This is a genomic window from Pseudomonas sp. F9001, from assembly GCF_013385435.1.
Lineage (GTDB): Bacteria > Pseudomonadota > Gammaproteobacteria > Pseudomonadales > Pseudomonadaceae > Aquipseudomonas.
On record NZ_JACAPX010000015.1, the window covers coordinates 83,149 to 110,062 of the forward strand.

The 26,914-nt window shown below is 60.9% G+C and carries 20 protein-coding genes; 5 read left to right on the forward strand and 15 right to left on the reverse strand.

The features are described 5' to 3' along the window. Nucleotides 1-26: 26 nt before the first annotated feature. Complete coding sequence (locus HX818_RS16990) at nt 27-1,568, forward strand: alkaline phosphatase (protein WP_087694616.1); 1,542 nt, start codon at nt 27-29, stop codon at nt 1,566-1,568. A 149-nt stretch (nt 1,569-1,717) separates the two neighbouring features. On the opposite strand, the gene HX818_RS16995 is transcribed toward HX818_RS16990, so the two are convergent. Together HX818_RS16995 and HX818_RS17000 are read right to left on the reverse strand one after the other, a co-directional pair. Beyond that, entirely contained in the window at nt 1,718-4,243 is a 2,526-nt protein-coding gene (locus HX818_RS16995; protein WP_177020516.1) for a sulfite reductase flavoprotein subunit alpha, read from the reverse strand. Between the two features lie 134 nt (nt 4,244-4,377). Continuing rightward, nucleotides 4,378-6,672 (reverse strand): TonB-dependent siderophore receptor, encoded by a 2,295-nt coding sequence (locus HX818_RS17000; protein ID WP_177020447.1) that lies wholly within the window; start codon nt 6,670-6,672, stop codon nt 4,378-4,380. Nucleotides 6,673-6,891: 219 nt separating this feature from the next. On the opposite strand from HX818_RS17000, the gene HX818_RS17005 reads away from it, so the two are divergent. Further along, nucleotides 6,892-7,572 carry a Fe2+-dependent dioxygenase gene (locus HX818_RS17005; protein ID WP_008437276.1) on the forward strand — a complete coding sequence of 227 codons (681 nt, stop codon included), beginning with the start codon at nt 6,892-6,894 and terminating at the stop codon, nt 7,570-7,572. A gap of 2 nt (nt 7,573-7,574) precedes the next feature. Further along, nucleotides 7,575-8,375 carry a tetratricopeptide repeat protein gene (locus tag HX818_RS17010; protein ID WP_102369917.1) on the forward strand — a complete coding sequence of 267 codons (801 nt, stop codon included), beginning with the start codon at nt 7,575-7,577 and terminating at the stop codon, nt 8,373-8,375. 66 nt (nt 8,376-8,441) lie between these two features. On the opposite strand, the gene HX818_RS17015 is transcribed toward HX818_RS17010, so the two are convergent. The 5 genes from HX818_RS17015 to HX818_RS17035 all read right to left on the reverse strand — a co-directional run bounded on the left by HX818_RS17015 (nt 8,442) and on the right by HX818_RS17035 (nt 13,547). After that, nucleotides 8,442-9,605 carry a type III PLP-dependent enzyme gene (locus tag HX818_RS17015; protein WP_003215969.1) on the reverse strand — a complete coding sequence of 388 codons (1,164 nt, stop codon included), beginning with the start codon at nt 9,603-9,605 and terminating at the stop codon, nt 8,442-8,444. A gap of 474 nt (nt 9,606-10,079) precedes the next feature. Then, nucleotides 10,080-11,237 (reverse strand): betaine/proline/choline family ABC transporter ATP-binding protein, encoded by a 1,158-nt coding sequence (locus HX818_RS17020; protein ID WP_008437274.1) that lies wholly within the window; start codon nt 11,235-11,237, stop codon nt 10,080-10,082. After that, nucleotides 11,234-11,887 (reverse strand): ABC transporter permease, encoded by a 654-nt coding sequence (locus HX818_RS17025; RefSeq protein WP_003215973.1) that lies wholly within the window; start codon nt 11,885-11,887, stop codon nt 11,234-11,236. The genes HX818_RS17020 and HX818_RS17025 overlap by 4 nt, the downstream gene beginning before the upstream one ends. An 11-nt stretch (nt 11,888-11,898) precedes the next feature. After that, nucleotides 11,899-12,792: a glycine betaine ABC transporter substrate-binding protein gene (locus HX818_RS17030; RefSeq protein ID WP_003215975.1), complete on the reverse strand. Its 894-nt coding sequence runs from the start codon at nt 12,790-12,792 to the stop codon at nt 11,899-11,901. A 38-nt stretch (nt 12,793-12,830) separates the two neighbouring features. Beyond that, complete coding sequence (locus HX818_RS17035) at nt 12,831-13,547, reverse strand: ABC transporter permease (protein ID WP_003215977.1); 717 nt, start codon at nt 13,545-13,547, stop codon at nt 12,831-12,833. Nucleotides 13,548-13,878: 331 nt separating this feature from the next. Between HX818_RS17035 and HX818_RS17040 the strand changes: the two genes are divergently transcribed. Further along, nucleotides 13,879-15,462: a peptide chain release factor 3 gene (locus HX818_RS17040; protein WP_003215978.1), complete on the forward strand. Its 1,584-nt coding sequence runs from the start codon at nt 13,879-13,881 to the stop codon at nt 15,460-15,462. Nucleotides 15,463-15,630: 168 nt separating this feature from the next. Next, the gene (locus HX818_RS17045) at nt 15,631-15,906 is read left to right on the forward strand and encodes a hypothetical protein (RefSeq protein WP_003215984.1); all 276 of its coding nucleotides are present in this window, start codon (nt 15,631-15,633) and stop codon (nt 15,904-15,906) included. Nucleotides 15,907-16,018: 112 nt separating this feature from the next. Here the strand turns inward: HX818_RS17045 and HX818_RS17050 are convergent, their stop codons facing one another. The 8 genes from HX818_RS17050 to HX818_RS17085 form a co-directional block, all read right to left on the reverse strand. Further along, the gene (locus HX818_RS17050; RefSeq protein ID WP_003215987.1) at nt 16,019-16,990 is read right to left on the reverse strand and encodes a peptide ABC transporter ATP-binding protein; all 972 of its coding nucleotides are present in this window, start codon (nt 16,988-16,990) and stop codon (nt 16,019-16,021) included. Continuing rightward, nucleotides 16,990-17,958, reverse strand: a complete 969-nt coding sequence (locus HX818_RS17055) for an ABC transporter ATP-binding protein (protein ID WP_008437263.1) — start codon at nt 17,956-17,958, stop codon at nt 16,990-16,992. Before HX818_RS17055 ends, HX818_RS17050 begins: the two co-directional genes overlap by 1 nt. Nucleotides 17,959-17,968: 10 nt before the next feature. Beyond that, the gene (locus tag HX818_RS17060; protein ID WP_003215991.1) at nt 17,969-18,880 is read right to left on the reverse strand and encodes an ABC transporter permease subunit; all 912 of its coding nucleotides are present in this window, start codon (nt 18,878-18,880) and stop codon (nt 17,969-17,971) included. A gap of 10 nt (nt 18,881-18,890) precedes the next feature. Then, complete coding sequence (locus HX818_RS17065) at nt 18,891-19,901, reverse strand: ABC transporter permease subunit (protein ID WP_003215992.1); 1,011 nt, start codon at nt 19,899-19,901, stop codon at nt 18,891-18,893. A 74-nt stretch (nt 19,902-19,975) separates the two neighbouring features. After that, complete coding sequence (locus HX818_RS17070) at nt 19,976-21,574, reverse strand: ABC transporter substrate-binding protein (protein ID WP_102369916.1); 1,599 nt, start codon at nt 21,572-21,574, stop codon at nt 19,976-19,978. Between the two features lie 81 nt (nt 21,575-21,655). Next, the gene (locus tag HX818_RS17075) at nt 21,656-23,053 is read right to left on the reverse strand and encodes an OprD family porin (protein WP_003215995.1); all 1,398 of its coding nucleotides are present in this window, start codon (nt 23,051-23,053) and stop codon (nt 21,656-21,658) included. A gap of 171 nt (nt 23,054-23,224) precedes the next feature. Then, nucleotides 23,225-24,769 carry an ABC transporter substrate-binding protein gene (locus HX818_RS17080; protein ID WP_371135981.1) on the reverse strand — a complete coding sequence of 515 codons (1,545 nt, stop codon included), beginning with the start codon at nt 24,767-24,769 and terminating at the stop codon, nt 23,225-23,227. Nucleotides 24,770-25,133: 364 nt separating this feature from the next. Next, on the reverse strand, nt 25,134-26,762 hold the full coding sequence (locus HX818_RS17085) for an ABC transporter substrate-binding protein (protein ID WP_003216000.1): 1,629 nt from the start codon (nt 26,760-26,762) through the stop codon (nt 25,134-25,136). Nucleotides 26,763-26,914 lie beyond the last annotated feature (152 nt).

Consider the following 26,914-nt stretch of genomic DNA (forward strand, 5'->3'; position numbering starts at 1 on the left):
CTTTTGCTGCTCGAGAGGGAACCCGCATGAGCCACTTCAATCTCGGCCGCCGCCGCGTGATGCAAGCCGTCGGCGCCGGCCTGTTGCTGCCGGGCCTCGCGCCTGCGGTGATCGCCTCGGTCAAGGATCGCCCGCAACTCACCGACGGCGTGCAGTCCGGCGACCTGCTGGGCGACCGCGCGATGATCTGGAGCCGCAGCGATCGCCCGGCCCGGATGGTAGTGGAGTGGGACACCCGCAGCGTATTCAGCAACCCGCGCAAATTCGTCTCGCCCCTGGCCGACAGCCGCACCGATTTCACCGCCCGTGTCGAACTCACCGGCCTGCCCGTCGACCAGGCGATTTTCTACCGTGTGCACTTTGAGGATGCCCAGACCGGCGTGGCCAGCGAGCCCTGGTTCGGTCACCTGCGCAGCGTGCCGCAGCAGCGCCGGGATATCCGCTTTGTGTGGAGCGGCGACACCGTCGGCCAGGGCTTCGGCATCAACCCGGACATCGGCGGCATGCGCATCTACGAAGCCATGCGCCTGCGCCTGCCGGACTTCTTCATTCACAGCGGCGACACCATCTACGCCGACGGCCCGGTGCCCGCGCAACTGACCACCGAGGACGGACGCATCTGGCGCAACATCACCACCGAAGCCAAAAGCAAAGTCGCTGAAACCCTGAATGAATACCGGGGCAACTACCGCTACAACCTGATGGACGAGAACGTACGTCGCTTCAACGCCGAAGTGCCGCAGATCTGGCAGTGGGACGACCACGAGGTGATCAACAACTGGTCGCCGAGCAAGCAACTGGATGAACGCTACAAGACTCGCGACATCAATACCCTGGTAGGCCGTGCGCGCCAAGCCTGGCTGGAATATTCACCGATGCGCCGGCAAAGCGCCGACCAGGGCGGGCGGATTTATCGCAAGCTCAGCTACGGCCCGTTGCTGGATGTGTTTGTGCTGGACATGCGCAGCTATCGCGGGCCGAACGATGACAACCTTGGCGGTGAAAAACCGTTCCTTGGGCGTGAGCAACTGGACTGGCTGAAGCGCGAATTGAAGGCCTCCCAGGCGCAGTGGAAAGTCATCGCCGCCGACATGCCCATTGGCCTGGGCGTGCCCGACGGTGAGGTCAGCCCCGGCGTGCCGCGTTGGGAAGCGATCGCCAACGGCGACCCGGGCCCGGCCCAGGGGCGCGAGTTGGAAATTGCCGAATTGCTCGCGTTTCTGCGGGCGCAGCAGGTGCGTAATCACGTGTGGCTGACGGCGGATGTGCATTACTGCGCGGCCCATCATTACCATCCGGATCGGGCGGCGTTTCAGGATTTTGAGCCGTTCTGGGAGTTTGTCGCCGGGCCGTTGAATGCCGGGAGTTTCGGGCCTAATCCGCTGGATAAAACCTTTGGCCCGGAAGTGGTGTTCGAGAAGGCGCCGACGGTGCAGAACAGCTCGCCGTTTGCCGGGTTCCAGTTTTTTGGCGAGGTGCAGATTGACGGGCAGACGGCGGAGCTGACGGTGATTTTGCGGGACCTGGATGGGGTTTCGGTGTTTGAACAGAAACTGGCGCCAGTGTGATTGCAATGCAATCTACCTACTGAAGAAGAGCTAATGTGGGAGCGGGCTTGCTCGCGAAGGCGGTGTGTCAGTCAACAGATGCATCGACTGATCCACTGTCTTCGCGAGCAAGCCCGCTCCCACATTTTGATCGGTGTATCTTCAGGGGGTCAGTAAACATCCCGGCGGTAGCGGCCCTGCTCGATCAAGCGTTCGACGGCTTCGCTGCCCAGCACATCGTGCAGCACCTGATCCACACCCGCCGCCATCCCCTGCAAACTGCCGCAGACGTAAATCGCGGCGCCATCGGCCACCCATTTACGCAGCACATCCGCTGATTCGCGCAGGCGATCCTGCACGTAGATTTTCTCTGCCTGATCCCGGGAAAAGGCCAGGTCCAGTAGCGCCAGGTCACCGCTGGCCAGCCAGCCTTGCAACTCATCCTGGCAGTGGTAGTCGTGGGCGATATTGCGTTCGCCAAACAGCAGCCAGTTGCGCTGCTGGCCGTCGGCAACCCGCGCCTTGAGCAGGCTGCGCAACCCGGCAAGGCCGGTGCCGTTGCCCAGCAGGATCATCGGGAGCGGCTCGGTCGGCAGATGGAAGCCACTGTTGCGCCGCACTCGCAGGCTGATGGTCGAACCCAGCGGTGCATGTTCGGTCAACCAGCCGGAACCCACGCCCACGCTGCCATCGGGGTGACGCTCCTGGCGCACTATCAGCTCCAGCACACCGTCGCTGGCAATCGAGGCGATGGAGTATTCGCGCATGCCCAGCGGCACCAGTGCATTGACCAGCGCCTGGGCATGCAGGCCCACCAGGTGTGCGCGATTGTCCGGCAGTTGGCGGCCGGCCAGGGCCTGGTCGAGGGTGTGTGCAAGGCCGTCGACTACCACACCTTCGCTGCCGGCCAGTCCCAGGCCTTCCAGGAAGTGTTCGATGGCCCATGGGCAATTGCGTGGCAGCACTTCCACCAGGTCGCCGGCCAGCCAGTCCCGGGGGGCTGGCGGGGTGAGCCCGAGCAAATAGACGCCGGAGCCACTGCTGTGCGGGTTGAGCAGGGTGCGTTGCTTCAGGGTCCAGTTTTCATAGGTCGCGCTGGCCCATGCCGCAGCGGGTGCATGGCCGGTCAGTTGGCCCAGTTGTTGTTGCCAGTGCAGCAACGCATCGGTGTCGCCGCTGTCGACTTCCACCGGGGCGAACAGCGGGTTGCCGCCCTGGTTGGTCAGCCAGAAATGCAGGCGCCGGGCGAAGCCGCAGAAGTGTTGGTACTGGCGATCACCCAGGGCCAACACCGAGTAGTTCAGGCCCTTGAGGGACAGGTCCTGGCCGAGCACGCTGCGCTCGAAACCGCGGGCGCTGTCCGGTGCCTCGCCGTCGCCGAAGGTGCTGACCACGAACAGCGCATGGCTCGATTGGCGCAAATCCTCTTCGCTGACGCTGCCCAGCGACTGCACGTTCACTGGCACGCCGGCGGCCTGCAACTGCCCGGCGGTCTGCCAGGCCAGTTGCTCGGCAAAGCCGCTCTGGCTGGCAAAGCCGATCAGCCAGGCCGGCGCGTCGCTGTGGTTGCCGGTCAGGCCTTTGCGGGCATCGCGCACCTGGCGTTTCTTGCGGCGGCGGTCCAGGTACAACAGCCAGCCGGTGATGAAGAACAGCGGCATCAGCAGCGCGCTGAACGTCAGGATGATCCGGCCGGGCAGGCCGAAGTAGCTGCCGGTGTGCAGCGCATAGATACTGGTCAGGATCTGCGCCTTGAAGCTTTTGCCGGCGTAGGTGTCATGGGATTTGACTTCGCCGGTGGCCGGGTCGAGGTTGATCTGGTTCAGCGCGCGATCGTGGGGCGAGGTCTTCAGCAGGTAGTAGACGGTGGCGGGTTGGCCGGCGACCGCGGGCATGCGGATGTTGTAGCCGCTCAAGCCGGGGCCGGCGTTGCTGTAGATGCTGCTCCAGATCGCGGCGTAATTGGCCACCGGCGCAGGCCCTTCGGGGGCCGGGCCGCGCTTGCGTACGCGTTCGTTCTGCGGCGCGTCGGACAGCAGTCTGGTCATGCCGTTGCTGTACCACTCGTAGGACCAGAACAGTCCGGTCAGTGCCGCCAGAAGATAGAGCAGCAGGCACCAAGTGCCGAATACCGAGTGCAGGTCCCAGTTGAAACTGCGGCCTTTCTTGCGCCAGTCCACCGCCAGCCATGCACGCCAGCTTGCCACCTGGCGCGGCCAGCGCAGGTACAGGCCCGAAAGGCAGAAGAACACCAGGATCAGCGTGCAGGCGCCGGTGATTTGCCGGCCGGTGTCGCCGATGGCGAGGAAACGGTGCAGTTGCAGCACGAAGCCGAAGAAGTCCTGGCCGACGGCATCGCCCAGGTAATCGCCGGTGTACGGGTCGAAGTAGCGCATCTGCCCGCGGCGTTCACCGGGCGGTGGGGTGAACCAGACCTTGGCTGCGTTGGTGCTGTCGGGCTGCACCGTGAGCATCGACACGACTTTGCCTTCACGGGCTTCCAGCAGGTGCACCAGTTCAGCGGGCGGCAGTACCCCGGCCGGACGCTTTTCCACCGTCAACACCGTCGGGTTCAGCAACTCGATGATTTCATCCTGGAACGACACCGTTGCGCCGGTGATCCCCATCAAGGCCAACACCAGCCCGGCGGTAATGCCGAAGAACCAATGCAACTGGAACAGGGTTTTCTTCAACACGTCGTACGGCCTCGTCATCAGGTTAGGTGTTCACGGCGCGCATTATGCCGCGAGTTGTCGAGAAAGATTCTTTTTTACACGCAAAAACCCCACGCATCCGATGCGTGGGGTTTCGTGCAGTCATTTGTATCGGTTTAGAAATGGAAACTGGTGGTCAGCAGGGCCGTACGACCGGCCGCCTGGTTGGCAAAATGCGAGGCATAGGCCTTGTCGTAGTAGGTCTTGTCGGTGAGGTTCTGCACGTTCAACTGCAGGTCGACGTTCTTGGTCAGCTTGTAGCTGGCCATGGCGTCGTAGCGGGTGTAGGACGGCACGTAGACGGTGTTGCCCGCATCGCCGTAGACCTCGTCGACATAGAACGCGCCGCCGCCGATGGTGAGCTTCGGTGTCACGTCATACGTCGTCCACAGGCTGAAGGTGTTCTTCGGCGTGTTGGGCATCTGGTTGCCTTTGTTCGAGCCGGCACTGACGACACCGTTACGACCGTTCAGGCCCGGGTCCACCAGTTCGCTTTTCAGGTAGCTGTAGCCGGCGAACACTTGCCATTGATCGGTCAGCTTGCCGCTGGCGGAAAGCTCCAGGCCGTCGACGCGGGATTCGCCACCGTTTTCATAGGTCAGCGCGTCCACCAGGATCCGCGTGTTTTTCTTCTCGGTGCGGAACACCGCGGCGGTCAGGGACAGGCGGTCGTGGAACATGTCCCACTTGGTGCCCAGCTCGTAGTTGACGGTCTCTTCCGGTTTCAGGTCGCTGGTGGCGGCGCCGGCAGACAGCGGGTTGCCGTCGGCGCCTTCACCTACCAGGCCGCCGGCCGGTGAGGCTGAGGTGGCGTAGGAGGCATAGATGCTGCCGTTTTCAACCGGCTTCCAGACCAGGCCCGCCTGCCAGTTGAAGAACTGACTGTCGTTCTTGATCTTGCTGCGGGCCTTGACGGTGGCGGTCGGCACCGCATTGGTGTTGGCCACGGTGTCGAAGGTGTCGTAGCGCAGGCCGACGTTCAGCAGCCATTTCGGGTCCAGCTCGATGGTGTCGAACACATAGGCGGCACGGCTGGTGGCCTTGGTGTTGGTGCCGTTGTAGTTGCGCGCAATGCTGCCGGTCCAGGCATCGTCCGGGTTCGGGTTGCCCAGCGAGGTGCACTGGCCGCCTTTGCCGGGCGCCGGGCAACCGGGGTTGCTGTTCGGGCTGACGGTGTAGCCGCTGTAGCGGGTTTCTTCGCCGGTGAATTCCAGCCCGGTGGAGTAGGTGTTCTTGAAGCCCAGCGCCTGGAAGCTGCCAAACAGATCGGTCTGGTTGGTGGTGGTCTCGGTGGTGGACACGCGGGTGTTCGCGCGGCGCCACACGGTGCCGAACTGGTTGACGTTGTGCTGGCTGTCGTCGGGTTGGGTGACGATATAGTCCTGGCCGGTGTTGCCGTGGCGCAGGGTGTTTTTCAGCGTCATGTTGTCGTTCAGGTCGTGCTCGATGGAGAACGTGCTGATGTCGGCGCGGGTCTTGCGGAAGTCGCGATCCTTGAGGCCGTAGAAGTTGTTGCTGTCGCCGCCGTCGGTTGGCTTGTCATGCACGTGGGCGGCTCTTGCGCCGCTGTTGCTGTAGCCATACGGAATGCCCGAATCCGGCAGGTCGTTGCTTTCCATGTGGTAGTAGCTGAAGTTGACTCGGGTCGGAGTGCCCAGGCCGAAGGTCAGCGACGGCGCCACGCCCCAGCGGTCGTAGTTGACGGCATCACGCCCGGCGACGTTCTGTTCGTGGCTCATCAGGTTCAGGCGGAAGGCCGCGCTGTCGAGGAACTGACGGTTGACGTCGAGCACATAGCGGCGGGTCTGGTCGGAGCCGTAGGTGAAGCCACCGTTGGTGAAGTCCCGCGCCTGTGGCGTCTTGCTCACCAGGTTGAGGCTGCCGCCGGCCGAGCCGCGGCCGCCGAATGACGAGTTGGGGCCTTTGCTGACTTCGATGGATTCGATGTCGAAGATCTCGCGGCTCTGGCCGCCCGTGTCGCGCACGCCGTCGAGGTAGGTATCGCCCTGGGCGTCGAAGCCGCGAATGAACGGACGGTCGCCCTGCGGGTTGCCGCCTTCACCGGCGCCGAAGGTAATCCCCGGCACGGTGCGCAAGGCGTCCTGCAACGAGGTGGCGGCGGTGTCCTTGAGCACTTGCTGCGGCACCACGGTGACCGAGCGCGGAGTATCTACCAGCGGCGCGGTGTACTTCTGCGAGGAGGCTTTTTCGACCTGGTAGGACGTGCTGTCCTGTTCCTGGCCGGTGATGCTGGTGGCTCCCAGGGAAATGCTGTTGCGCTCGCCTTTCTGCTCGGTGTCTGCAGCAGCTTGCGCCATTTGGGCGGCAGAGCTGGCGCTGATGGCAACGCCGATGGCCGAGGCCAGCAAACGTGGTGAACTGGCAGGTGTTTTTATCGAAGTGCGCGGCATGAGTGTGTCCTTTCCCCAAGGAGGTGAGGCCGCGGAATATAGGGAGAACAAGACTTCATATCAATTGCGATACATTACTATTCGCACTGAATTTACGTTCTTTACACTTTTTGCTTACGGTTTTGACGATCTCGTTCGTCCTTTGGGCGGGAGTAGGGTTGTACACAGTCAATAAGAATCACTACCATTGGCGTCTCACTGTTTTCAGGTAATGCCTCCATGTTGCTGCACATTCCCGGCCTGTTCTCTCGCGAGGAAGTGCTGCGCATCCGCGAAGCCCTGGCGCACACCGAGTGGGCCGACGGCAAAATCACTGCCGGGCACCAATCGGCCAAGGCCAAACACAACCTGCAACTGCCGGAAGGCCACCCGCTGGCAAAGGAAATCGGCGCGGCTATCCTCGATCGACTGTGGAAAAATCCGCTGTTCATGTCAGCGGCGTTACCGCACAAGGTCTTCCCGCCATTGCTCAACTGTTACACCGCCGGCGGCAGTTTCGACTTCCATATCGACAACGCCGTGCGCCAGTCCAAGGGCAGCCACGAGCGGGTGCGCACTGACCTTTCCTCCACCGTATTTTTCAGCGACCCCGACGACTACGACGGCGGCGAGCTGGAAATCCAGGACACCTTCGGCCTGCAGCGGGTCAAGTTGCCGGCGGGCGACATGGTGCTGTACCCCGGCTCCAGCCTGCACAAGGTCAACGCCGTGACCCGTGGCGCGCGCTACGCCTCGTTTTTCTGGACCCAAAGCCTGGTGCGCGAGGACAGCCAGCGCACCTTGCTGTTCGAGATGGACGGGGCGATCCAGCAACTGAGCCGCGACGTGCCCGACCACCCCGCGCTGATCCAGCTCACCGGCACCTATCACAACCTGCTGCGCCGCTGGGTTGAGGTCTGACCGTGGGCTTTTTATTGCGCCGTGAAGAAGTACTCAACGTTGAGCAATTGCAGAGCATGCTCGACGACTCCCCGGTGCGCGCCGCCCAGGCGATTTTGATCGCCGCGAAAGAGGGCGTGGTGTATGCCCAGGCGCTGCTCGGGCAAATCCTGCTGGAAGGGCGCGGCATCGAGCGCGATGAAGCACTGGCAGTGCGCTGGTTCCGCATCGCCGCCAAGGGCGGGCATTTGATGGCGCGCAATATGCTCGGGCGTTGCCTGGAGCATGGCTGGGGTTGCGAGGCGGATGCCGTGGCGGCGGCCCGGGAATATCGTCGGGCGGCCGAGGCCGGGCTGGATTGGGGTTTGTACAACTACGCCAACCTGCTGGCGACCGGGCGCGGGGTTGCCGAGGATCAAACCCAGGCGCTGGCGTGTTATCGACAGGCGGCGGAACTGGGCCATGCCAAGTCGATGAACCTGCTGGGGCGTTATCTGGAAGAAGGGCAGTACTGCCCGAGGGATCTGGAGGCGGCGGTGGCGTGGTATCGCCAGTCAGCAGAAGGCGGGGATTTTCGCGGGCAGTTCAGTTATGCGGCGGTGTTGGCGGACCGAGGCGAGATAGAAACGGCACTGGAATGGTTGCGCAAGGCACTGGCGGGCGGGAATTTGAAGTTCTTGCGGGTGGCGCACAAGGCGTTGTGTGCCGCCAATGAGCCGCAGATACGGGCAATGGCCGAGATCTATCAAGAGCATGCGATTGAACTTGATCGTTCCCACCCTCTGCGTGGAAATGCCGCCCTGGACGCCCTGCGTCCGCTCTAACGGCGTGACGCAGAGCGTCACCGGATGCGTTCCCACGCAGAGCGTGGGAACGATCAGGGCGTGCGTTTACAGGTAGAACGATTTCAACGGCGGGAAGCCATTGAATTCAACTGCGCTGTAGCTGGTGGTGTACGCACCGGTGGACAACCAGTACATCCGGTCACCAATCGCCAGGTTCAGCGGCAGGCCGTACTTGTAGTTCTCGTACATGATGTCGGCGCTGTCGCAGGTCGGGCCGGCGATGACCACTTCTTCCATCTCGCCTTTCTTCTCGGTCCAGATCGGGAACTTGATGGCTTCGTCCATGGTTTCGATCAGGCCGGAGAATTTGCCGACGTCGGTGTAGACCCAACGCTCGACGGCGGTGCGGGATTTACGCGCAACCAGTACCACTTCGCTGACCAGGATCCCGGCGTTGGCGATCAACGAACGGCCCGGCTCCAGGATGATTTCCGGCAGATCGTCACCGAAGTCTTCCTTGAGGAAGCGGATGATTTCCTCGGCGTAGGTTTCCAGGCTGTTGGTGCGGGTGATGTAGTTGGCCGGGAAGCCGCCGCCCATGTTGATCAGCTTCAGGTGGATGCCGTCTTCTTCCTTCAGGCGCTCGAAGATCACTTTGACCTTGGCGATCGCCGCGTCCCACACACTGATGTCACGCTGTTGCGAGCCGACGTGGAAGGAGATGCCGTAAGGCACCAGGCCCAGGTCGCGAGCGAGAATCAGCAGGTCCATGGCCATGTCGGTCTGGCAGCCGAATTTGCGCGACAGCGGCCAGTCGGCCGTGGTCGAGCCTTCGGTGAGGATACGTACATACACTTTCGAACCCGGGGCGGCCTTGGCGATGTTGCGCAGGTCGGCTTCGGAGTCGGTGGAGAACAGGCGCACGCCCTTCTCGTAGAAGTAGCGGATGTCCTTGGATTTCTTGATAGTGTTGCCGTAGCTGATACGGTCGGGGCTGACGCCGCGGTCCATGACCTTGTCCAGCTCGTAGATCGACGCGATGTCGAAGCTCGAACCCTTGTCCTTGAGCAGGTCGATGATCTCGACGGCCGGGTTGGCCTTGACGGCGTAATACACCTTGGCGAATTCGAAACCGGCGCGCAGGTCATCGTAGGCCTGGCTGATCATCGCGGTGTCGATCACCACGAACGGGGTTTCCTGGGTGTCGGCGAACGCCTTCATTTTGTCAAAAGTGGCGCGCGCGAAATAGTCTTCGACCTGGATCGACATGCTGGGAACTCCTACTGGCAAACTAGATTGATCAATGGGTGCAAATGAACGTCCTCCGTATCCCCACTTTGGTTCGCCTACTTCCCAAGGCATGTCGCCGAAAGCAAAAAGGCCATGGGATCAACCGCTTCCCTTGGCCTTGCTGTCTCGTCGTCAGTACTTGAGCCGGATGGATCGTTTCCAGCATGGACGTTCGGCGCGAACTTTAGGACGTGAGGGGCTATAGATCAACTAAAAATGTCGCGTTTTTGCACGCGTTCGTCGTGCGGCCGTGTGCAGCTACTTATGTAACCGACCGGTATGACGGATTGATGTTCCCCGGTAGGGGCAATTTGAGGTGTTGCGGGTACAGTGAAGATCCAATGTGGGAGCGGGCTTGCTCGCGAATGCGGTGTATCAGCCAATGCATCCGGTGACTGACACTCCGCCTTCGCGAGCAAGCCCGCTCCCACATTTTGACCGCTGTGTGTCAGGTCAGGCCAGTGCTGTCTCGGCAGGCGACACAATGCTGGTCTTGCCCCCACGGGACTTACCGGAACTCAGGTACTCGGCAATCGACTCCTGGGTCACTTCCCCGAGGAACACCCGCTCCGCATCCATCACCGGCAACCACGAGCGGTTGAACTCGTACATCCGCGACAGCAGGATGCGCAAATGCTCGTCATACGCCGCCGTGGCGTTGAATTCCCGCAGGTACTGGCCGCAGGTACCGGTCTGACGATGCAGGTCGCGACGTCGCACATAACCCAGGGCCTTGTTCTCGGCATCGGTGACCACCACGTAGCGACGGTCCAACTCATCCATCTGCTCCAGGGCATCCGCCACCGGGGTTTCCGGGCTGACCGACGGCGCGTTGTCCGCCGCATCTTCAGCCTTCACCAGCAGCAGGCGCTTGAGGGTGCTGTCCTGGCCAACGAAGTTGCTGACGAATTCGTCGGCAGGGTGGGCCAGCAGGGTGTCCGGGTGGTCGATCTGCAGCAGCTTGCCGGCGCGGAAGATCGCGATCTTGTCACCCAGCTTGATGGCTTCGTCGATGTCGTGGCTGACCATGATCACGGTCTTGTTCAGCGCGCGCTGCATCTCGAAAAACTCGTTCTGGATCATCTCGCGGTTGATCGGGTCGACCGCGCCGAACGGCTCATCCATCAGCAGCAACGGTGCATCCGCCGCCAGGGCGCGGATCACGCCGATCCGCTGTTGCTGGCCGCCGGACAGTTCACGCGGGTAGCGATGCAGGTACTGCTTGGGTTCGAGCTTGATCATGCTCATCAACTCGCGGGCGCGGTCGTGGCATTTCTGCTTGTCCCAGCCCAGCAGCTTGGGCACCACCACGATGTTCTCTTCGATGGTCATGTTCGGGAACAGACCGATCTGCTGGATCACGTAGCCGATGTTGCGACGCAGGGTCACTTCGTCGAGGTCGGTGGTGTCTTCGCCGTTGATCAGGATCTTGCCGGAGGTCGGCTTGATCAGGCGGTTGATCATCTTCAGCGTGGTGCTCTTGCCGCAGCCCGAGGGGCCGAGGAATACGCAAATTTCGCCTTCGTTGACGGTCAGGCTTACGGAATCAACGGCGGTGATGGTCTTGCCGTTGCTTTGGAAGGTCTTGGTCAGGTTTTGAAGTTCGATCATTTGAGCAGTCCTTTTGGAGTCAGCGTGCGTTGCAGCCATTGCAGAAGCAGGTCGGCGAAGATGGCCAGGAGACTGACCAGCACGGCGCCAACGATCAGCATCGACATGTCGCTGCGGCTGATGGAAGCCAGAATAAGTACACCCAGGCCACCGGCGCCGATGGTGGCGGCGATGGTCATCACACCAATGTTCATGACGACGGCGGTGCGCACACCGGCGAGGATCACCGGTACGGCAATCGGCAGCTCGACCATGCGCAAGCGCTGGCCGAAGGTCATGCCGATGCCTTTGGCGGCCTCGCGAATGCCTGGCTCAACGCCGGTGAGGGCGAGGTAGGTGTTACGCATGATGGGCAACAGGGAATAGAGGAACACGGCGGTGATCGCCGGCATTGGCCCCAGGCCCTGGCCGAACTTGGAGTAGAACGGCAGCAGCAGGCCGAACAGCGCAATCGACGGCACGGTCAGCAACACCGTGGCACTGGCTTGCAATGGGCCGGCGAGCGTCGGGAAGCGGGTCATCAGCACGCCCAGGGGCACGCCGACGACGATTGCGAGGATCACTGCAATGCCGACCAGGGTGATGTGCTGCCAGGTCAGGTGCAGGACTTGGGCCCAATCAAGATGGGAAAAGGCGTTCAGGAATTCCATGTCTTCTCCTCTTAGTTGATCGGATGCTGGCGCAGGAAATCTGCGGCCACGGCGGACGGGCTTTCGTGGTCGACGTCGACCCGCGCGTTCAGCTGGCGCATGGTTTCGTCGTCGAACAGCGCAGCCAGTGGCTTGAGATCAGCGGCCAGTTGCGGATGGGCATCGAGGTAAACCTGACGCACCACCGGCGCGGCGGTGTAGTCCGGGAAGTAGTGCTTGTCGTCTTCCAGCAGCTTCAATTTGAAGGCGTTCAGGCGACCGTCGGTGGTGTAGACCAAGCCGGCAAACACCTGGCCATTACGCAGCGCGGTGTACACCAGGCCGGCGTCCATCTGCCGGGTGTTCTTGCGGGTCAGGTTCATGTCGTACAGCTTGACCATGCCGGCCATGCCGTCGGAACGGTTGGCGAACTCGGTGTCCAGGGCCACCAGGCGGTTTTCCTTGGTTTTCTCGGCCAGTGCCGCGGTCAGGTCGCTGATGCTGTTGATCTGCGGGAATTCCTTGGCCACGTTCTCTGGCAGGGCCAGGGCGTAGGTGTTGCTGAATTTCGACGGGGAGAGCCAGACCAGGCCTTTTTTCGCGTCGAGTTCTTTCACTCGGGCGTAGGACTGTTCGCTGTCGAGCTTCTCGTCGACGTGGTTGTAGGCCACCAGCGACACGCCGGTGTATTCCCAGATCAGGTCCAGTTGCCCGCTTTCCTGGGCACTGCGTGCCAGGTTGCTGCCCAGGCCGCCGGTCACACGGGTGTCGTAACCCTTGGTGCGCAGGTACTGGGAGGTGATTTCGGCGAGCAGGGTCTGTTCAGTGAACACCCGGGCACCGATGCGGATGACCGGTTTTTCAGCGGCTTGCGCAAACCCTGCGAACAGCAGGACGCAGCTCAATATCAATGTCAGTTTTTTCATGTGAATTCCTGTTTCAGGCCCAAGACGGGGCCAAAGCCTTAAGACGGACGCAACCCGCGTTCCAGCCAAAGGCGGCTGGCCATGGTCACCAGACCGTCGAGCAGCAAGGCCAGCAGCGCGGTGCATGCGGCGCCGAGCAGCAGTTGCGGCTGATTGTTCAGGGCGATGCCGGGGAAGATCAGGCTGCCCAGGCTGTTGGCGCCAATCAGGAACGCCAGGGGCGCGGTACCGACGTTGATCGCCAGGGCCACGCGTACACCACCGATGATGATCGGCACGGCGTTGGGCAATTCCACGCGAAACAGCACCTGGCGCGGCGTCATGCCGATGCCGACGGCGGCTTCTTTCAGGGAACCTTGAACGTTTTTCAGGCCTTCATAGGTGTTGCGCACGATGGGCAGCAACGAGGCGAGGAACAGCGCGAAGATCGCGGGGCCGCTGCCGATGCCAAGGACACCGAGGGCGATGGCCAGTACGGCCAGGGGAGGGACGGTATTGCCGATGTTGAAGATCTGCATGAAGCGTTCTGCGCGCCCGACCATGTTGGGTCGGCTCAGCAGGATACCGGCGGGAATCCCTACGATCAGGGCGGCCAGCATCGAAACAAGGACGAGGATCAAGTGAGCTTGCAGGTAAAACAACAAATCGTCGCGGTACAGTTCGATCGTGTTGATGCCGATCCAGTGGACCAGCAGGGCCAGGAGAGCGACGACAACCGCTCCTCCTATCAGCCCTTTGCCATAGCGAATAGCCACAGGCGGACTCCTTTTTTCTTTTGTCGGCGAACACATTTCCGAGCGGCAATGCCATTCCTGGCTGTCGGCGAATGTGGTCGCGAATAGCAGCTCGCCCCTACCGGCAACGCGGTATGCGGTCGAGCCATGAGCGCAGCCTCGTCAGGCTAACTTGCTGATTTTTCAGCCCCTGTTACGAGTGCGATAGCAGGGGAGTGGACGTCTCTACCTTTTAAAAGGTTCCATACTTGGCAGCAATTAGCCACCCCCAATGGGGTGAACGGTGGTCCGTCACCCCGGGTTTGCGCTATACTCGCCGCCCTTTTTTGACTCACCTGCCAGGCGATTTCCCATGACCCACCAGGCCGCCGAAGTCGCGAAACGCCGCACTTTCGCCATTATTTCCCACCCCGATGCCGGTAAAACCACCATCACCGAAAAGCTGTTGCTGATGGGCAAGGCGATCGCGGTGGCCGGCACGGTGAAATCCCGTAAATCCGACCGCCATGCCACCTCCGACTGGATGGAAATGGAAAAACAGCGCGGTATTTCCATTACCACGTCGGTCATGCAGTTCCCGTATCGCGATCACATGATCAACCTGCTCGACACCCCGGGCCACGAAGACTTCTCCGAAGACACCTACCGCACCCTGACGGCGGTGGACTCGGCACTGATGGTCCTCGACGGCGGTAAAGGCGTCGAGCCGCGCACCATCGCGCTGATGGACGTGTGCCGCCTGCGGGACACGCCGATTGTCAGCTTTATCAACAAACTCGACCGTGACATCCGCGACCCGATCGAACTGCTGGACGAAATCGAAGCCGTCCTGAAGATCAAGGCCGCGCCGATCACCTGGCCGATTGGTTGCTACCGCGACTTCAAGGGCGTGTACCACCTGGCCGACGACTACATCATTGTGTACACCGCTGGCCACGGCCACGAACGTACCGATGTGAAAATCATCGAGAAGCTCGACTCCGACGAAGCCCGCGCCCACCTGGGTGACGAGTACGACCGGTTTGTCGACCAGCTGGAACTGGTGCAGGGCGCCTGCCACGAGTTCAACCAGCAGGAATTCCTCGACGGCCAGCTGACGCCGGTGTTCTTCGGTACCGCCCTGGGCAACTTCGGTGTCGACCACGTGCTGGATGCCGTGGTCAATTGGGCCCCCAAGCCGCTGGCCCGGGTTGCCAACGAGCGTACCGTGGAGCCTGTGGAAGAGAAATTCGCCGGCTTCGTGTTCAAGATCCAGGCGAACATGGACCCCAAGCACCGCGACCGTATCGCCTTCATGCGTATCTGCTCCGGCAAATACGAAAAAGGCATGAAGATGCGCCACGTGCGTACCGGCAAGGACGTGCGCATCGGCGACGCCCTGACCTTTTTCTCCTCCGAGCGTGAGCAACTGGAAGAAGCGTATGCCGGCGATATCATCGGCTTGCACAACCACGGCACCATCCAGATCGGTGACACCTTCACCGAAGGCGAAGTGCTGGGCTTCACCGGTATCCCGCACTTCGCCCCGGAACTGTTCCGCCGCGTACGCCTGCGTGACCCGCTGAAATCCAAGCAACTGCGCCAAGGTTTGCAGCAGTTGGCGGAAGAGGGTGCCACCCAGGTGTTCTTCCCGGAGCGCAGCAACGACATCATCCTCGGCGCCGTCGGTGTGCTGCAGTTCGATGTAGTGGCCAGTCGCCTGAAAGAGGAATACAAGGTGGAATGCTCCTATGAGCCGATCACCGTGTACTCCGCGCGCTGGATCGACTGCAGCGATAAGAAGAAGCTGGAAGAGTTCAAGATCAAGGCCGTGGAAAACCTGGCGATCGACGGCGGTGGTCACCTGACCTACCTGGCCCCAACCCGGGTCAACCTGGCGCTGATGGAAGAGCGCTGGCCGGATGTGAAATTCCGCGCGACCCGTGAGCATCACTAAGGGTTAGCGATATAAGAGAGGGCGAAGCTGTGATGGCTTCGCCTTTTTCTTTGGCTGCTATTCAGGTTGTTTCATTGGCGAAAACTTCAGTTCGGGACTAGTTTGAAGCAAGGCGACGGCGGACAGCTGTCGTACGCAGTTCAACTCCTGACTGGGCGGAATTCGACCATGAGTATCTTTCAACGTGTGGTGCTGTTGCTCAAAGTGCTGGTGATGATGTCATTGGGCATGTCTGCCGCGTGGGCCAATACGGCTGTGCAAAGCCATGGCACGGGGTTTGTGGCGGCGAAGACGGTGCAGGCGGGTGGCTTGCAGTTGGCCAAGAGTGAATCCGAGCCCGGTGACGAAAACCAGGGCGGTTCCAAGGACGATGACGATGCCGAGAACCCGGACAATGATGGCGAAGACAGCGACACCTACAACGATGGCGACAGCGATACATAAGTAACGCAGGCAAAAGAAAGCCCCGCTTGCCGAACAGATGCGCTATCCGACAAGCAGGGCTGTAGAACACTGGAATGCTCTGGACTCACCCTCCAGAGCATTTTTTTGCACGTCAGACCACAAATTGCTCCGCGTAGTGGCAAGCCACCTGACGGTTGTCCAGAGGTCGCAGCACCGGTTCATCGGTGCTGCACAGCTGGGTCGCGTACGGGCAGCGCTTGTGGAAGGCGCAGCCGGATGGCGGGTTCAACGGGTTGGGCAACTCGCCGACGATTTTGATCTTCGGTTTGTTCGGGTCCGGATGAATGGTCGGGGTCGCCGACAGCAACGCCTGGGTGTACGGGTGCAGCGGGCGTGCGTAGATGTCTTCCTTTGGACCGACTTCCACCGGGCGGCCGAGGTACATCACCATTACGTCGTCGGCGACGTGCTGCACCACCGCGAGGTTGTGGGAGATGAACACGTAGGCGGTGTTGAATTCCTGCTGCAGGTCCATGAACAGGTTCAGCACCTGGGCCTGGATCGATACGTCGAGGGCCGAGGTCGGTTCGTCCGCTACCAGCACCTTGGGTTGCAGCATCATCGCCCGCGCCAGTGCGATCCGCTGGCGCTGGCCGCCGGAGAACATGTGCGGGTAGCGCTGATAATGCTCAGGGCGCAGGCCCACTTGCTTCATCATCGCCTGGACCTTTTCCCGGCGCTCGGCGGCAGACAGGTTGGTGTTGATCAGCAGCGGCTCGCCCAGTTGGTCGCCGACCTTCTGGCGCGGGTTCAGCGAGGCGTAAGGGCTCTGGAACACCATCTGCACGTCTTTGCGCAGTTGCTTGCGCTGGGCCTTGTCGGCACCGGCGACTTCTTGCCCGGCGATTTTCAGCGAGCCGGAAGACGGCTCTTCAATCAGGGTCAGGGCGCGGGCCAGGGTGGATTTGCCGCAACCGGACTCGCCTACGACCGCGAGGGTCTTGCCGGCTTCCAGTTCGAACGACACACCGTTGAGTGCGCGCACCAGGGCATGGCCCTTGAACAGGCCACGGGACACTTCGTAGTGACGGGTCAGGTCGCGGGCGGTAAGTACGACGGCCATTACGCCACCTCCTGATTCAGCGGGTAGAAGCAGCGGGCAAGGCTGTTGCTTTTCGGGTCAAGGCCCGGGCGTTGGGCGCGGCAGGACTCCTGCACATACGGGCACCGCGGCGACAGCAGGCAACCCTGCGGGCGGTCATAACGGCCGGGAACGATACCCGGCAGCGTGGCCAGGCGCGTGGCGCCGAGGCTGTGCTCGGGGATCGCCTTGAGCAACGCTTCGCTGTACGGGTGCGCCGGGATGTCGAACAACTGAGGCACCTGGCCGACTTCCACGGCCTGGCCGGCATACATCACGCACACGCGCTGGGCGGTTTCAGCCACTACCGCGAGGTCGTGGGTGATCAGCACCAGGCCCATGTTCTGCTCTTTCTGCAAGGCCAGCAGCAGGTCCATGATCTGGGCCTGGATGGTTACGTCGAGGGCGGTGGTCGGTTCATCGGCGATCAGCAGTTTCGGCTCGCCGGCAATCGCCATGGCGATGGCCACACGCTGGCTCATACCACCGGACAACTGGTGCGGGTAGGCATCCATACGGCTGGCTGCGCCCGGGATTTCCACCTTTTCGAGCAGTTCGATGGCACGCTTGCGCGCTTGCTTGCCGGACATTTTCAAATGCAGGCGCAGCACTTCTTCGATCTGGAAACCCACGGTGTAGCTGGGGTTCAGGGCGGTCATCGGGTCCTGGAACACCATCGCCAGGTCTTTGCCGACGATCTGCCGACGCTGGCGGTTGCTCAGCTTGAGCATGTCCTTGCCGTCGAAGTTCAGGGCGTCGGCGGTGACGATACCGGGGTGCTCGATCAGGCCCATCAGCGCCATCATGGTCACGGATTTACCCGAACCCGACTCGCCAACGATCGCCAGTACTTCACCTTTGTCGACGGAGATGTCGAGGCCATCGACCACCGGCACGGCGGTCTTGTCGCCGAAGCGGACATTGAGATTCTTGATTTCTAGCAGTGACATGGGAATCTCCTCAGGCGGCGTTCTTGAGTTTCGGGTCCAGCGCATCGCGCAGGCCGTCGCCCATCAGGTTGATTGCCAGCACGCTGAGCAAAATGGTCAAGCCAGGCAGGCTCACGACCCACCAGGCGCGTTCGATATAGTCGCGGGCCGAGGCCAGCATGGTGCCCCACTCAGGGGTTGGCGGTTGTACGCCAAGGCCCAGGAAGCCCAGGGCGGCAGCATCGAGAATCGCCGAGGAGAAACTCAGGGTGGCCTGAACGATCAGCGGCGCCATGCAGTTCGGCAGCACGGTGACGAACATCAGGCGCGGCAGGCCGGCGCCGGCGAGGCGGGCGGCAGTCACGTAGTCACGGTTCAGTTCGCCCATCACCGCAGCGCGGGTCAGACGGACATAGGACGGCAGCGACACGATCGCGATCGCAATCACGGTGTTGATCAGGCCAGGGCCGAGGATCGCGACAATCGCCACAGCCAGCAGCAGCGACGGCAGGGCCAGCATAATGTCCATCAGGCGCATGATGGTCGGGCCGAGCAGGCGCGGGAAGAAACCGGCGAACAGGCCCAGCAGGATCCCCGGGATTAGCGACATCACCACCGACGACAAGCCGATCAACAGCGACAGGCGCGAACCCTGGATCAGGCGCGACAGCAGGTCACGGCCCAGTTCATCGGTGCCCAGCAGGAACTGGATCTGCCCACCTTCCAGCCAGGCCGGAGGGGTCAGCAGGAAGTCACGGTATTGCTCGCTCGGGTTATGCGGGGCCACCCAAGGGGCGAACAGCGCGCAAAACACCACCAGCAACATGAACAGCAGGCCGGCAACGGCGCCCTTGTTCTTGGAAAAGGCTTGCCAGAATTCTTTGTACGGGGACGGGTACAGCAGGCTTTGATCGACTGCTACCGCGGGAGTAGGTGTGGTCATGGTCATGATCTCAGCGCTGGTGACGGATGCGTGGGTTAGCGAAGCCGTAGAGGATATCCACCACGAAGTTCACCAGAATCACCAGGCAGGCGATTAACAGGATGCCGTTTTGCACCACGGGATAATCCCGTGCGCCAATGGCTTCGATCAGCCATTTACCGATGCCGGGCCACGAGAAGATGGTTTCGGTCAGGACCGCACCCGCCAGCAATGTGCCGACTTGCAGGCCGACCACGGTGAGTACCGGGATCAAGGCGTTACGCAGGCCGTGGACGAACACCACGCGCGCCGGCGACAGGCCCTTGGCCTTGGCGGTGCGGATGTAGTCTTCGCGCAGTACTTCGAGCATCGACGAACGGGTCATCCGCGCGATAACAGCCAGCGGGATGGTGCCGAGCACGATGGCCGGCAGGATCAGGTGGTGCAGCGCGTCCCAGAATGCGTCCGGCTCGTCGGCCAGCAGGGTGTCGATCAGCATGAAGCCGGTGCGCGGCTCGATGTCGTAGAGCAGGTCGATCCGTCCGGAGACTGGCGTCCAGCCCAGGCTGACGGAGAAGAACATGATCAGGATCAGGCCCCACCAGAAGATCGGCATCGAATATCCCGCCAGGGAGATGCCCATCACCCCATGGTCGAACAGGGATCCTCGCTTCAAGGCCGCGATCACCCCGGCTAACAGCCCCAGGATGCCGGCGAACAACAGGGCGGCCATGGACAGTTCCAGGGTCGCAGGGAAAAGGGCGGTGAATTCAGTCCACACGCTGGTACGGGTGCGCAGGGATTCGCCGAGGTCGCCGTGGGCGAGCTTGCCGACATAATCCAGGTATTGCGCGTAGAGCGGTTTATTCAGACCAAGGCGTTCCATTGCCTGAGCGTGCATCTCGGGGTCGACTCGTCGTTCGCCCATCATGACTTCGACGGGGTCGCCAGGGATCATGCGAATCAACGCGAAGGTCAGCAAGGTGATGCCGAAAAACGTGGGGATCAATAACCCCAATCGGCGGGCAATAAAACTAAACATCTTGTTGTGTACCTCAATCAGCCGGTTAGGCAGGTTCGGCACCGTCAATGTCGACGGTGCCGAGCGTCTCTTATCTACTTCACCTGGGTGGTGGCGAAGTTATTTGTGGTCAGAGGGCTTTGGGTATAACCCTCGACGTTTTTACGCATGGCGGTGAACATTTTCGGGTAAGCCATGGGAATCCATGGTTGGTCCTTGTCGAAAACGTCCATTGCTTGTTCATAGAGTGCAGCGCGCTGGGTGGGTTCAGCGATGGCGCGCGCCTTGTCGATCAAGTCTTGAAACTCCTTGTTACACCAGCGGGCGTAGTTTTCGCCGTTTTTCGCTGCATCGCAACTCAAGTTCGGGGTGAGGAAGTTATCCGGGTCCCCGTTATCCCCCGCCCAGCCGGCGGAGACCATGTCATGTTCGCCATTCTTGGCGCGCTTGAGCATTTCGCCCCATTCCATGACCTTGATGTTCACTTTCAGGCCGATCTGCGCCAAATCCGCCTGCATGCGCTGGGCGCCGAGCATCGGGTTGGGGTTGGTCGGGCCGCCGCCGTTGCGGGTGAACAGGGTGAACTCGGTGCCTTCCGGTACGCCGGCTTCCTTGAGCAGGGCGCGGGCCTTGTCGAGGTCGCGGGGCGGGTTTTTCAGCTTGTCGCTGAAACCCAGCAGGGTTGGCGGGTACGGGCCGGTGGCGTCGACCGCGTTGCCTTTGCCGTACAGGGATTCGTTGTAGCCCTTCTTGTCGAACGCGATGTTGATCGCGTGACGCACCCGCGCGTCGCTCATGTACTTGTGGGTGGTGTTCATGGCGGTGTAGGCGGTGGTCATCGCCGCCAGTTCCGCCACCTTCAGGTTCGGGTCGGCCTTCATGCTCGGCACGTCATCCGGTTTCGGATACAGCGCGATCTGGCATTCGTTGGCCTTGAGCTTTTGCAGGCGCACGTTGTTGTCGGTGGTGATGGCCAGGATCAGCGGGTCAGCCGGCGGCTTGCCACGGAAGTACTCCGGGTTGGCCTTGAAGCGCACTTGGGCGTCTTTGGCGTAGCGGGTGAAGATGAACGGGCCGGTGCCGATGGGCTTGGCGTTCAGGTCGTCGGTCTTGCCGGACTTGAGCAACTGGTCGGCGTATTCGGCGGAGTGAATCGAGGAAAACGCCATGGCCAGGTCGGCCAGGAACGGTGCTTCAGGGCGGGTCAGGGTGAAGACCACGGTGTGGTCATCGGTCTTCTCTACGCTCTTGAGCAGTTCCTTGAAGCCCATGCTTTCAAAGTATGGGTAGCCCACGTTGGACTTTTTGTGCCACGGGTGATTCGGGTCCAGCTGGCGCTGGAAGCTCCAAAGCACGTCGTCGGCGTTCATGTTGCGCGTGGGTTTGAAGTAGTCGGTGGTGTGGAACTTGATGTCGTCACGCAGGTGAAAGGTGTAGGTCAGGCCATCGGCGCTGATCTCGGGCAGGTCTTTGGCCAGTGCCGGGATCACTTCGGTGGTGCCGGGCTTGAAGTCCACCAGGCGGTTGAAGATGGTTTCGGCCGCGGCGTCGGCGGTGACAGCCGTGGTGTACAGGACCGGATCGAAGCCTTCCGGGCTGGCTTCGGTGCAGACGACCAACGGTTTGGCCGAGATGCCGACAGCAACGCTCAACAGCGCAGCGGCAATGGCGGCTTGTAACGGGAGCATTTTCATCTAAGAGCCCTCTGCAATCGATTGGACCAGACAAGCGTAGGCGGCGGGCCCGTCCTGAGCCCGCCGCCGACCTGGCGCTGATTAAAGAATGTTGAACGGGATGGTGGTCACCAGGCGGAACTCACGCAGGTTGCCGTCAGCCTGGTTGGCGCTGGCACGGTGAGTCACGTAGGTACCACGAATGGTGGTGGCCTTGAGTGCGCCGCTCTGGATCGCGTAAGCCGCGCCTACACCGTATTCCTGGTGCTTCTCGCCGTCCTGGGCCTGAATGCCGTTGTAGGCAAAGCCAGCGCGGCCGCCGTCGCCGGTGTAGTGAGTACCGTCGATACCCCAGCCACGTGCCGAGTAGACGTTGAACTTCAGGCCCGGCACGCCGTATTCGGCCATGTTGATGCCGTAGGCGATCTGGAAGGACTTCTCGTTCGGACCGTTGAAGTCGGACGTCAGGGAGTTGGCCAGGTAGATGCCGTTGGTTTCGTGCAGGTAGTCGAAGTACTCGTCGCCGTTCACGGCCTGGTAGGAGAAGGTCAGGCTGTGAGCCTGGTGGGTCAGGCCGAACGACAGCGAGTAGGTGTCGTTGTCGATCTTGCCCATCAACTTTTTGCCTTCGTCGACGGTCTTGTAGTAGTTCAGGCCCGTGGTCAGGGACAGGGTCTGGCTGTCACCCAGTTCGTGGGTAGCACCGAAGTAGTACTGGTTCCAGAAGTCTTCCACGTTAGCGGCGAACAGGCTGGTCTTCAGGCTCTTGAACGGCTGGTAGTTGACGCCCAGGGTGTTGACCTTGTCGGTTTCCTGGCGACCATTGCCGTATTCGGTACGGAATTTCGACAGGCTCTGCTCGGTCCGTGGCGAAACGCGGTCGAACACGCCGCCCTGGAAGGACAGGTTGCTGAACTCTTCGCTGTTGAAGCTCACACCTTCGAAGCTCGAAGGCAGCGCACGGTTACCGATGGTGTCGATGATGCCGCTGCTGAAGTTCTGGCGACCGGCGGTCAAGGTGGTGTTCGAGACACGGAACTTGACGTTGGCCAGGCCCAGTTTGCTCCACTGGTCTACAGCGTCGCCGTCGGAGTCGGCCAGGGTACGGTTGGAGCCGCCCTTGATGTCGCGCTTGCTGCGGTCCAGGACCAGAGCGTTGTAGACCGCCACTTCAGTGCTCACGCCAACGGTGCCTTGGGTGAAACCCGAGGTAGCGTTGAGGATGGTGCCTTGCACCCAGTTGGTACGGTAGTTGTCAGTACGGGCTTCGCCGTGCTTCTGGTAAGTGAACTTGCTGCCACGGAAGCGTTGTTCGTTGGAGAACCAGTTACGGGTTGTACCGCCCAGGCTTGCGCCATCGATAAAGCCTTTGGCCTCGCTTTGGGCGCTGGTGCCGGCCAGTGTGGTTGGAACGAAGTCCTGGCTTGCAGGATCAGCGTAGGCGTTAGCCGTGATGCTGCTGATGGCCAGGGCCAGTAGCGCGGTGCTGCTCAGTTTCATGGGTGAAGCTCCTTTGGTTCTCTTTTTAATGCCGGTCTTTTTAGGTGAACCGGCTATTGGGTGTGTAACTCGTTCAAGCCTTTGCAAACGTTTGCCCATGGGTAAAACCCGAAATAAGGCTGCACGTTTGCAGCAAGGCGAATGCTCGCCCTGCGCAATCCGGTTATCTTTTTATGGGTTGATGCTGACGCCCGAGAACACGTTGCGGCCGAAGGGGCTCACTTTGAAACCTTCGACTTTGGCGCTTAACGGCTGGTTGACCGTCGAGTGGGCGACTGGCGTGATCGGCACCTGCTGCTTGAGCAGTTGCTGCGCCTGTTTGTATAGAACAGTCCTTTGTTCGCGGTCGGTGACGACCTTGGCTTGCTTGATCAGCTTGTCGTACGCCGGGTCACACCACATGGAGTAGTTGTTCCCGCCGATGGCGTCGCAGCTGTAGAGGGTGCCCAGCCAGTTGTCCGGGTCACCGTTGTCGCCGGTCCAGCCGATCAGGCTGATGTCATGCTCGCCATTCTTGGTGCGCTTGATGTACTCGCCCCATTCATAGCTGACGATCTTCACCTTGAGGCCAATCTTTGCCCAATCGCTTTGCAGCATTTCGGCCATCAGCTTGGCGTTGGGGTTGTACGGCCGTTGTACCGGCATCGCCCACAGGGTGATCTCGGTACCTTCCTTCACGCCGGCAGCCTTGAGCAATTCCTTGGCTTTTTCCGGGTTGTAGGCGGCGTCCTTGATGGTGTCGTCGTAAGACCACTGGGTCGGCGGCATGGCGTTGACCGCCAGTTGCCCCGCGCCCTGGTACACGGCGTTGAGGATGCTCTGCTTGTTCACCGCCATGTCCAGGGCCTGGCGCACTTCGAGCTGGTCGAAGGGCTTGTGCCGCACGTTATAGGCGATGTAGCCCAGGTTGAAACCCGGCTTGGTCAGCAGTTGCAGGTTCGGGTCGGCCTTCAGGGCTTCGACGTCGGCCGGGCGCGGGTGCAGGGTGATCTGGCATTCGCCGGCCTTGAGCTTTTGCACCCGTACCGAGGCGTCGGTGTTGATCGCAAAAATCAGCTGGTCGAGCTTCACGCGGCTCGGGTCCCAGTACTGTTTGTTGCCGGTGTAGCGAATCTGCGAGTCTTTCTGGTAGCGCTGGAACACGAACGGCCCGGTGCCGATCGGCTTCTGGTTGATGTCGCTGGGCTTGCCGACCTTGAGCAAATGGTCGGCGTATTCGGCCGACAGGATCGAGGCGAAGCTCATGGCGATGTTCTGGATAAACGCGGCGTCGACCGTGTTCAGGGTCATCACCACGGTGTGCGGGTCGGTTTTCTCGACCTTGGCGATATTCTTGTTCAGGCTCATCCCGTTGAAGTACGGAAACTCGGTGGGGTAGGCCTTGCGGAACGGGTGTTCGGGGTCAAGCATGCGATTGAAGGTGAACAGCACGTCGTCGGCGTTGAAGTCGCGCGTCGGCTTGAAGTCCTTGTTGCCGTGGAATTTCACCCCTTCACGCAGGTGGAAGGTATAGGTCAGGCCGTCTTCGGAAATATCCCAACGGGTTGCCAGGCCCGGTACGACATTGGTCGCGCCTTTTTCAAACTCGGCCAAGCGGTTGTAGATAGGCTCGGCGGCGTCGTTATCGGTGGCCGTCGTGTATTGCGCGGTGTCGAAGCCCGCCGGGCTGCCTTCGGAGCAAAACACCAGGCTCTTTTTCTCGGCAGCCTGGCCCATCGAGGCCACAGCCAGCAGGCTGGTGCCAAATATCGCGGATAGAACGGTGGTATGGCGCATAACAATCCCGATCCTTGTTTGTTGTTTTCGTCAGTGAGCAATCGCAAGGTCATTCACGACCTTGCGACAACACTGATCCCACAACGGCAGTTGCCCTACAGAGACGATACGTCTGCCGTACCACGACGTTATGGGTCGGGAGCCGGGCAGTAAATGCAACGAATCTGACAGACCTTGTAGGTAACGGAGCCGCGATTCGCAGTTAGCTGCCGTAGGACGGCAGCGTGTGCGGAGGTGGTCTGTTTCCTACGGTCTTGGCGGATGCAATAACGGCGACGTTATGAAACGTCGCCGCCAGAGATCCTTACTTGCCGCTTACGCTCACGCCGTAGAAGGAGTTCAAGCCAAATGGGCTGATCTTGAAGTCCTGCACGTTGTTGCGCATGGGTTGATACACCGTCGAGTGCGCGATAGGTGTCATCGGGACTGCATCTTTGAGGATATGTTGCGCCTGCTTGTACAGCTCGGTGCGTTTGGCTACGTCGGAAGTCGCCTTGGCTTCTTTCACGATGCCGTCGAATTTCTTGTCGCACCACTTGGAGAAGTTGTTGCCGGCCAGGGAGTCGCAGCCGAACAGCACGTTCAGCCAGTTGTCCGGGTCACCATTGTCGCCGCTCCAGCCAATGATCATGGCCTGGTTCTCGCCGCCTTTGGAACGCTTGATGTACTCGCCCCACTCATAGCTGACGATGTTCACTTTCAGGCCGATCTGTTTCCAGTCGTTCTGCAGCATCTCGGCCATCAGCTTGGCGTTCGGATTGTACGGACGCTGGACCGGCATCGCCCACAGGGTGATCTCGGTGCCTTCCTTGACGCCGGCTTCCTTGAGCAAAGCCTTGGCTTTGGTCACATCAAACGGCGCATCCTTGATGGTGGTGTCATAGGACCACTGGGTTGGCGGCATGGCGTTGACAGCCAGTTGGCCTGCGCCCTGGTACACCGAGTCGATGATCTGCTGCTTGTTCACCGACATGTCCAGGGCCTCACGCACGCGCAGGTCGGACAGCGGGTTAGGCGCGGTTTGGCCCTTGAGGACCGGCATTACGTTGTAGGCGATGTAGCCCAGGTTGAAACCGGCCTGGTGCGGCAGTTTCAGGTCCTTGTCTTCACCCAGCGCCTTGAGGTCGGCCGGACGTGGGAACAGGGTCACCTGGCATTCGTTTTTCTTCAGCTTCTGGATACGCACCGACGGGTCGGTAGTGATGGCGAAGATCAGGTTGTCGATCTTCACGTCTTCAGGTTTCCAGTAATCCTTGTTGCCGGTGTAACGGATGTTGGAGTCTTTCTGGTAGCTCTTGAACACGAACGGACCAGTGCCGATTGGCTTCTGGTTGATGTCCTGTGCCTTGCCTTCCTTCAACAGCTGGGCGGCGTATTCAGCCGACTGGATGGATGCGAAGCTCATTGCCAGGTTCTGGATGAAGGCGGCGTCCACGGTGCCAAGGGTGAACTTGACGGTGTGGTCATCGACTTTCTCGATGTTCTTGATGTTGGTGTCCATACCCATGTCCGTGAAGTACGGGAACTCGGTCGGGTAGGCTTTACGGAACGGATCGTCTTTATTGATCATCCGGTTGAAGGTGAACAGTACGTCGTCAGCCGTGAATTCACGAGTTGGCTTGAAGTACGGGGTGGTGTGGAACTTGACGCCTTCACGCAGGTGGAAGGTGTACGTCAGGCCATCCGGGGAAACGTCCCAGGTCGTGGCGAGCCCAGGAACAACAGCGGTGCCGCCGCGCTCGAACTGGGTCAGACGGTTGAACATGGTTTCGGCCGAAGCATCGAAGTCTGTTCCGGTGGTGTACTGGCCTGGATCAAAACCGGCCGGGCTCCCTTCGGAGCAGAACACCAGGTTGCTCGCCGCTTGGGCGAAAGGTGCAGCAGCCATTAAACCGGCGCTGACTAATAACGGAATGACTGCGTGTTTAAGCATGTTGGCCTCATGATTTGTTGTCATTTTTGGTAGTGAGGGCGACCTCGTGAGTCGACCTGCGGATACTTATGCAGGGCCCATACCCAATGCAAGATGTTGAGAGCCTACAACGGCTAAACAGTGGTACGAACGTACACGAATGTCGCATATGT

Excerpts from the sequence above, each read along its gene's own strand:
- HX818_RS16990 (WP_087694616.1), top strand. The coding sequence starts at position 27 with ATGAGCCACTTCAATCTCGGCCGCCGCCGCGTGATGCAAGCCGTCGGC.
- HX818_RS17000 (WP_177020447.1), bottom strand. The coding sequence starts at position 6,672 with ATGCCGCGCACTTCGATAAAAACACCTGCCAGTTCACCACGTTTGCTG.
- HX818_RS17005 (WP_008437276.1), top strand. The coding sequence starts at position 6,892 with ATGTTGCTGCACATTCCCGGCCTGTTCTCTCGCGAGGAAGTGCTGCGC.
- HX818_RS17015 (WP_003215969.1), bottom strand. The coding sequence starts at position 9,605 with ATGTCGATCCAGGTCGAAGACTATTTCGCGCGCGCCACTTTTGACAAA.
- HX818_RS17020 (WP_008437274.1), bottom strand. The coding sequence starts at position 11,237 with ATGATCGAACTTCAAAACCTGACCAAGACCTTCCAAAGCAACGGCAAG.
- HX818_RS17025 (WP_003215973.1), bottom strand. The coding sequence starts at position 11,887 with ATGGAATTCCTGAACGCCTTTTCCCATCTTGATTGGGCCCAAGTCCTG.
- HX818_RS17030 (WP_003215975.1), bottom strand. The coding sequence starts at position 12,792 with ATGAAAAAACTGACATTGATATTGAGCTGCGTCCTGCTGTTCGCAGGG.
- HX818_RS17040 (WP_003215978.1), top strand. The coding sequence starts at position 13,879 with ATGACCCACCAGGCCGCCGAAGTCGCGAAACGCCGCACTTTCGCCATT.
- HX818_RS17045 (WP_003215984.1), top strand. The coding sequence starts at position 15,631 with ATGAGTATCTTTCAACGTGTGGTGCTGTTGCTCAAAGTGCTGGTGATG.
- HX818_RS17050 (WP_003215987.1), bottom strand. The coding sequence starts at position 16,990 with ATGGCCGTCGTACTTACCGCCCGCGACCTGACCCGTCACTACGAAGTG.
- HX818_RS17055 (WP_008437263.1), bottom strand. The coding sequence starts at position 17,958 with ATGTCACTGCTAGAAATCAAGAATCTCAATGTCCGCTTCGGCGACAAG.
- HX818_RS17060 (WP_003215991.1), bottom strand. The coding sequence starts at position 18,880 with ATGACCACACCTACTCCCGCGGTAGCAGTCGATCAAAGCCTGCTGTAC.
- HX818_RS17065 (WP_003215992.1), bottom strand. The coding sequence starts at position 19,901 with ATGTTTAGTTTTATTGCCCGCCGATTGGGGTTATTGATCCCCACGTTT.
- HX818_RS17070 (WP_102369916.1), bottom strand. The coding sequence starts at position 21,574 with ATGAAAATGCTCCCGTTACAAGCCGCCATTGCCGCTGCGCTGTTGAGC.
- HX818_RS17075 (WP_003215995.1), bottom strand. The coding sequence starts at position 23,053 with ATGAAACTGAGCAGCACCGCGCTACTGGCCCTGGCCATCAGCAGCATC.
- HX818_RS17080 (WP_371135981.1), bottom strand. The coding sequence starts at position 24,769 with ATGGGCCAGGCTGCCGAGAAAAAGAGCCTGGTGTTTTGCTCCGAAGGC.
- HX818_RS17085 (WP_003216000.1), bottom strand. The coding sequence starts at position 26,762 with ATGCTTAAACACGCAGTCATTCCGTTATTAGTCAGCGCCGGTTTAATG.